The organism is Agathobaculum sp. (genome assembly GCF_050946325.1).
Taxonomy (GTDB): domain Bacteria; phylum Bacillota; class Clostridia; order Oscillospirales; family Butyricicoccaceae; genus Agathobaculum.
In genome coordinates, this window is sequence record NZ_JBMNUP010000099.1 from 1 (window position 1) to 6,830 (window position 6,830).

Genomic DNA, 6,830 nt, shown 5'->3' on the forward strand with positions numbered 1-6,830 from the left:
GCCTGGAGATATGGTGCGATTGTGAGGCGTAGCGGCTCCGGCGCTTGAAACTGAAGATAACACACATGAGTTCGGAAAATTTTCTCTTTTAAAACGGGCGAAAAACGGATACCATGAAACCACGGCAGCGCCGCTGGAGACGGCGCGGCGGATATCAACCAAAGGAGGAAGAAACATGAAAAAGGCAAAACGTATCCTTTCGGCAGTTGTTGCAGGTGTTATGGTGCTTTCGCTTAGCGCGTGCGGAGGAGGCTCCGGCAGCGCGTCCGGGTCTGCATCCGGGAGCGCTCCGGCAGCCGGTTCCACGCCGGCAGGAGCGGAAGGGAAAATCACGATTTCCTACTGGACCACAAACCGTCACGATCAGGCATATATGACGCCGCTCATAGAGGAGTTCAATGCGACCAACGACAAAAATATCTACATTGATTTCCAGGTATATGCCGACAATTACAGCCAAATGCTGGATCTGGCGTTCAGCACAAACACAGCGCCGGATGTGTACCAGCTTGCAGGTACGGACCCGATCGAGGTCGTCGTCAAGGAGAAGGGGCAGCTTCTGGACCTTGCCCCTTACATGGATGACGAATACAGAGCGCGTTTTGGCGAAGGCGCTTTTGTGGAAGGCATCAACGCGCTGGGGGACGGCATCTATTCGCTGCCGTACACGGCTTCTGCCGCGCGCCTGTTCTATAACCAGGACATCTTTGACCGTGTAGGCATAGACGGGCCGCCTCAAACGCTGGATGAGCTGGTGGCGGACGCAAAGCTCGTTACAGAACAGCTTGGCAGTGAAGGGATTTACGGCATTGCGGGTAACTTCAAATCCGCGGCGAGCTCCGTGGCGCGTTCCATCGACATGATCGTGATGCGCAGCGGCGGCACCCGCGGTGGGTTTGACTACAAAACCGGTACTTATGACTTCTCCAGCTATAAGCCCGTCCTGGAGGCGTTCAAGGAAATGTTCGCCACCGGCGTTTCGTTCCCGGGCAGTGAATCTTTGGATATCGACCCGCTGCGCACGCAATTCGCAGCCGGAAATATCGCGATGTATATCTCTATCAGCCATGCGGAGCCGGGCGTATATGCCAGCCAGTTCCCGACGGATGCAAACTGGAACTGCGCTCAGCTCCCCACGGTGAACGGCAAGGTGGAAGGTAAGCAGCAGCTCTGGTTCGGCGGTTCGAACCTCGGCATCAATCCCGCGACGGAGCATCCGGATGAGGCGTGGGAAGTGATGAAGTTCCTGCACAGCGATGAGGTTATGGGACCGTATCATACAGCCGGGCTTGGCACCGTGATGATCCCAAGCGCCGTGGAAAGCGCCGAAGCGCCGGAATCCATTGAGAAGATGCCGAATCTGGCCATCAATGCCGATGACCAGAACTGGCCGCCGCTGCCTGCGGGCGTCGTGGTGGAAGGCAAGGATTATTACACCACCTGTGTGGAGTGCATTTTTGGTGTGACGGACATCGACAGTGCCATTGAAGACCTGAACACCCGCTACAACGCCGCTTACGACAAGCTGGTGGACGGCGGTGCGGAGCGCATCGTCTATCCCAATTTTGATCCGCTCAAGCAGGACACCGCCAAGTAAAATACAAACCCTAAGCGCCGAAAGAGAACCCTGCCCAAGGGCTCTCTTTTTGGCGTTTGGCGGGGCAAAATGGTATACTTGTATAAAAAAGCGGCGCAAAACCGCCCGGGCGGTTTTCTTGCTTTGCTGTGCAAAGCAAGAATGAACGGTATTTTGCGCTTCGTGCCGGGGGGATTGGAATGAAACGGCTGTTGTGTGCTTACCGCAACGCGAGCCTCAGGGTAAAGCTTTCGCTGCTGGTGACGGCGGTGCTTTTGACCGTGCTGATCGCGTGCCAGGTAGCGTTGTATTTCTATGTGGCTGAAAATGTGGAACGGCAGGCGCGCAGCGCGGCGGATGTGACGCTCACACAGGCGCAGACTTATATGGACGCAAAGCTGCGTAATGTAGTGGAGCGGCTGTTTTATATTCGGCTCGACCCGAGCTTTGAGGGCGCATTGACCGATTATCTGCTCAGCGATAAGCCGTCGGCGCAGGGCGTGGCGATGACGCTGCTTTCGCCGTGCCTCTCGCTGCACAAGGTAACGGAGCCTCTCATCAGTTCCATCTTTTTGTATACGCCCAAAAGCAGCTTCACGGATATGGGCGTCTCCACCGAGCAGGAATACCGCTTTGAGGCGTCTGTGCTGTGGCGCCAGGCTGAAGAAAGCGAAAGCTATGTTATTTGGGGTGAAGTGCAGAAAGATGAAATATTCATCACGCATCGCGAGGTGCTGCCTGTGATGTACCGTTTTTCCGTAGACGGTTACGGGGGCGATTGCGTGCTTCTGGCCAATATCGACAAAGCGCGTCTGACGGCGTATCTGCACGATATTGTACCCGACGACGGTTCGGATATGCTGCTGGTGGACGGCCGGGGCCGGTTGGTTACGCAGGCGGGAGGCGCGGCTGCCGCCGCGCTTGCGGAAGACTACGGGGCGCTGCATGCGGTGCTTGAAACCGAAGGTTTTACAGAAACCGCAGCGCAAGGGGGGAAGTATCTGACGGCTCACCGTGCGTTGGCAAACGCTCCTTGGCACGTGGTCTATCTTCAATCGGAAAAACATATTCTGGGCCAGCTGCAGAACATCCGCAATGTGTTTTTTGCCGTCAGTCTTGCTGTGGTGCTGGTGCTTCTCGTGGCGCTGACCCGTATCGTCCACAGCGTAACACAGCCGCTTTCGCGTCTGTCGCAGCGTATGCGCAGTGTGGACGTGAAAAACGACTGGCAGGGCTTTGAATATCCGTATCATAACGAGATCGGAACGCTGTCCCGCAGCTTTAACAGCATGCTGGCGCACATTCACATACTTTTGGACGAACAGGAAACATACATCGCCCAATTACAGGACGAAAAAGAGCGTGTGCGTGTGGAGCAGCAGCTCAAGCGCCGCGCAGAGCTGAAGGCGCTGCAGGCGCAGATCAATCCTCATTTTTTGTACAACACGCTGGACTCCATTCGCTGGAAAGCTGAACGTGCGGGCGCGCAGGATATCAGCCGAATGACAACGGCATTGGCGACGCTGTTCCGTATCGGGCTGAGCCGCGGCAGAGAGATCATTTCCGTGGAGCAGGAAGCGCAGCATGTGGGCAGTTATCTGCAGATTCAGAAGCTGCGTTACGGCGGAAAGCTGAGTTATACGGTGGAGCTTTCGCCGGATATCCTGCAGCTTTATACCGTTAAGCTGATTTTGCAGCCGTTGGTGGAAAACGCGATTTATCACGGGATCAAAGAGAGCGAGGCGCCGGGGCTTATTGCCATATCCGGACGGCGCAGCGGCAGTGTGATGGAGCTGCGCGTGACGGATAACGGCCCGGGGATACCGCCGGAACGGCTGGCCATGCTGCAGGCAGACCTTGCGCGCGGCCTTTCCGTCAGCGGGGAGGGGTACGGCATTTTCAACGTCAACGAACGTATCAGGCTGTATTTTGGCGCAGAGTACGGATTGATGCTGGAGAGCGAATATGGGCGCGGCACGGTGGCCGCCGTGCGATTGCCCTGTATCACACAGGATGAGGTGGAGCAATATGTATCGCTTACTGATAGCGGACGATGAGGAGAGCATCCGCGAGGGCGTGGCGGATTTTGTGCGGCAGAACTGCCCGGAATGGGATGTTGCAGCACTGGCGCGGGACGGACGCGAGGCGCTGGCGCTGGCGCGGGAGATTCTGCCCGATGCGGTGTTGACGGATATCACGATGCCCCACATGAACGGATTGGAGTTTTTGGAAAGCCTGTCTGATCTTCTGCCGGAGGCAAAGCTGCTGGTGCTGAGCGGGTATGACCAGTTTGAATACGCTGTGCAGGCTCTCCGCCTTGGGGTCAGCGATTACCTGCTGAAGCCGTTGGACACTGCAAAGCTCGTTTCCGCTTTGAGCCGTTTTGCAGCGGAACTGGACGCACAGGCTTTGCGCTGGGCCCAGATAGAAACGCTGCGGACCAACACGCAGAAAACCAACGAGCTGGAATTGCAGAGCTATTTCCGTGCTGCGTTGCTGGGAGAAGAGCTGCCTGCTCTCTCTGCGGCAAACGCCGTGTTTGCGCAAGAGGGGACAAGCTATTGCTGCGTACTGTGCGACGGCCTGGACGCACAGCGCGCTCTTTTAGAGCGGGTGCTGGAACAACGGCTCTATGGCGCGGTGCGTACTGTACTGCTCCGTCTCGGCACGCCGCCCCGGCAGGCGGTGGTGTTCTGTGCGCCCCGCACGGCACGCGCAGGGCTGTTTCTCACGCTGAGCCATGCGCTTACTTCCATTGCGGTATCCTGTAAACGCGCGCAGGCGTTGGATGTGCATTTTTTTGTCGGCTGTATTGCGGAAACGCCCGCCAAGCTGGAGCTTTCCTACCGCCAATCTACGCAGGCTCGCGCCTATGCGTTCCCGGAACAGGCGGCGCCCGTTACCACCTACGAGGATGTTTTGGCCGGAAAGCTTCTGCCGTGTCCGGAGCCGCCGGAGGAGCTCCTTCGTGACATCCCCGCCGCGGTACAGTGCGGCAGCCGGGCTGCTTTTGTCCAAAATTGCGAAGCGCTGTTCGCATGGTTTGTGGAGCGGGAGATCCGCGATGCGACATTCATTCGCATGTGCGTGCTGCGCTTGTGCTATTCCATTCTGAAAAAACCAGCTTCCGATATGCCGATGAGCTATTACGAATTCACAAATTTTCAGCAGGAGATCATGGCGGCGGCGAGCATGGAGGAGCTGAGAGCCTGCTTCGAGAACTTCGTATCGCTGTACTGGCTGCGCCGCCAGGGAGAAAAACCGCCCCGGCGCATACTGACGGAGCGGGTGAGCGAGGTGGTGCAGGCGCATATCTCAGACATTGATTTTTCTCTGGATGACGTGGCTGCGGCACTGTTTATCAGCCCCAATTATCTGCGGCAGCTGTTCAAGCAGGAGACTGGGCAGACGTTTACGGAATTCCTGACAGCGCAGCGTATGCAGCACGCACACATGCTGCTTGGCAATCCGCAGACGAAGGTGTGCGATGTTGCCGAACAGGCGGGCTACGCGGATTCACGATATTTTTCCGTATGTTTTAAAAAATTCTACCATATGACGCCCAGTGAATATCAAGCTGCCGCCCTGGCGGGAAAGGCTTGATATTCGTTGAATTTTAGACATATCTTCCGATGATTTTCCTCCCTCGCATACTTGGGCCGGCGGTATAATTGAGGTACCAATTACGGCAAGGGGAGTGACGGCATGTCGAAGAAAGGGAAAAAGGTCTGGGAGCGCGTCTATAACGAGCGCACCTCGTATCTGATGCTGCTGCCGAACATCATCATGTTCGCAGTGTTCACGGTGTATCCCATCCTGTGGGCGCTGCGGTATATGCTGTTCGACTATCGCGGCTACGGCGAGGCGAAGTTTGTTGGAATGGACAATTTTGTGCGTGTTTTTACGAGGGACCCTGTGTTTTGGGATTCTGTGGTAAACACTTTCGTCTATGTGGGGGGCAAACTCATTCTTACGCTGCCCATCGCGTTCATGCTGGCATTTCTGCTCAGTAAAAGCACACGCATCAACGCCGTGAGCCAGTCCATTATTTTTACGCCAACCATTATGTCCAGCGCAGTGATGGCTCTTATCTTCTATCTGCTGTTCAATACATACAACGGCGAGATCAACCGTTTTCTGATGTGGCTTGGCGTCATCGATGAAAATATAAACTGGCTGGGGGTGCAGCATGCGATGCTCACAGTCATCATCCTGGCTGTTTGGGGTGGTGTGGGCAACTACATGGTGTATTTTATCGCAGGCCTGACGGGGATCTCTACGGATGTATATGAAAGCGCAAAGCTGGACGGTGCAAACGGTGCACAGACTTTGTTCCGCATCACGATACCGCTCCTGGCGCCGGTTCTGAAGATGATCTTGATGCTGGCACTGGTGATTTCCTTTATGGATATGCAGAGCATCATGGTGCTGACCGAGGGCGGTCCAATGGGCAAAACAAATGTCATGTTCCTTTATATCTACCAGCTCTTCTTCCCGATTTCCGCAGGCTCTACGGTCACCCAGGAATTTGGATACGGCGCGGCTGTCAGCCTTGTGGCGGCTTGCATCATCGGTTTGATCACCGGTCTGTATCTCTTTATCGGCGGTAAGCTGGACAAAGTAACGGGCGAATAAGGAGGGACCGCTATGGAAAAAACACACCGTTTGCGCTGGGCAGAGATGCGCCCCAGCGAACGCCGCGATGCGGCGGTATCTTTCATCGGGCAGGTGCTCAAATGGGCTTTTGTGGGCGCAATGTGCATTTTTACGCTGTATCCTGTTATTTACACTCTGTTGGGCTCTTTCAAAACAAATGCCGAGCTTACGCTGGGCGGCGGTATCTTGCCGGAAAAATGGCAGATCGAAAACTATATCTACGCATTCCAGAAGCTGGAGTTCGGTAAATATACGCTAAACAGTGTTGTGCTGGCCCTGCTGACCGTGTTGTTCACAGTTACGACTGCTTCGATGGCTGCATATATCATTGCCCGCAGAGAGTTCCCGGGCAAAAAACTGCTCACCACAAGTTATCTGCTCAGCATGTTCATCTCCGTGGGTTCTGTGGCGCTGTATCCGCTGTACGGCCTTCTGCATGCCGTCGGACTTACCAGTAATATGGTGGGGCTGGCATTGCTGCTCACGGGCGGGCAGGCGGCGAATATCTTCATGGTTTCAGGCTTTGTGCGCAGTGTTCCCAAGGAACTGGATGAAGCTGCGACCATAGACGGCGCAGGTACGTTCCGCATTTTCTGGC

At 55.6% G+C, this 6,830-nt stretch carries 5 protein-coding genes; all 5 read left to right on the forward strand.

The features are described from left to right. Positions 1-175 precede the first annotated feature (175 nt). Entirely contained in the window at positions 176-1,597 is a 1,422-nt protein-coding gene (locus ACOYIE_RS07985) for an ABC transporter substrate-binding protein (protein ID WP_009325659.1), read from the forward strand. Positions 1,598-1,776: 179 nt separating this feature from the next. Next, positions 1,777-3,633: a sensor histidine kinase gene (locus ACOYIE_RS07990; RefSeq protein ID WP_433412131.1), complete on the forward strand. Its 1,857-nt coding sequence runs from the start codon at positions 1,777-1,779 to the stop codon at positions 3,631-3,633. Beyond that, positions 3,605-5,179 (forward strand): response regulator transcription factor, encoded by a 1,575-nt coding sequence (locus ACOYIE_RS07995; protein WP_050004164.1) that lies wholly within the window; start codon positions 3,605-3,607, stop codon positions 5,177-5,179. The genes ACOYIE_RS07990 and ACOYIE_RS07995 overlap by 29 nt, the downstream gene beginning before the upstream one ends. A gap of 102 nt (positions 5,180-5,281) precedes the next feature. Further along, the gene (locus ACOYIE_RS08000; RefSeq protein WP_009325662.1) at positions 5,282-6,211 is read left to right on the forward strand and encodes a carbohydrate ABC transporter permease; all 930 of its coding nucleotides are present in this window, start codon (positions 5,282-5,284) and stop codon (positions 6,209-6,211) included. A gap of 12 nt (positions 6,212-6,223) precedes the next feature. Continuing rightward, on the forward strand, positions 6,224-6,830 hold a 607-nt coding region (locus ACOYIE_RS08005), incomplete at its 3' end, for a carbohydrate ABC transporter permease (protein WP_433412134.1).